At 69.8% G+C, this 278-nt stretch carries 1 protein-coding gene; it reads right to left on the bottom strand.

All coding sequences use genetic code 11. The annotated features are described in order from the left end of the window. Positions 1-241, bottom strand: a 241-nt coding sequence (locus AC0IX4_RS23035) for a glycosyltransferase (RefSeq protein ID WP_471831401.1), incomplete at its 3' end; no start/stop codon positions are given. Between the last annotated feature and the right edge of the window lie 37 nt (positions 242-278).

The raw sequence follows: 278 nt of genomic DNA, 5'->3' as shown, positions 1-278 counted from the left end.
CCCGTGCGCGGTCGGCCACGGACCCCTGCGAGACGCCGTGACGGACCAGGTCCGAGTGCATGTGTTCACGGGTGTCGTACCCGAACGGGACGGTCTCGAGACCCGCTCCGCGTGCGACGGAGACGAGGTTGGGAGGGACGGCCATCACCACTTCGGGACCGCGCAGGGCGAGTTCCGCTCCGAGCACCACGGCGGGCTGGACATCACCCCTGGTGCCGCTGACGGCCATCCCGATCTGCACTGCGCGACCCCCTCGATCATCGATCTCGTCCCTGCGT

The sequence above is a fragment of the Rhodococcus sp. AC861 genome, from assembly GCF_979256035.1.
Note: the sequence above shows the minus strand (reverse complement) of the source record. Positions and strands in the feature narration are given on the sequence as shown.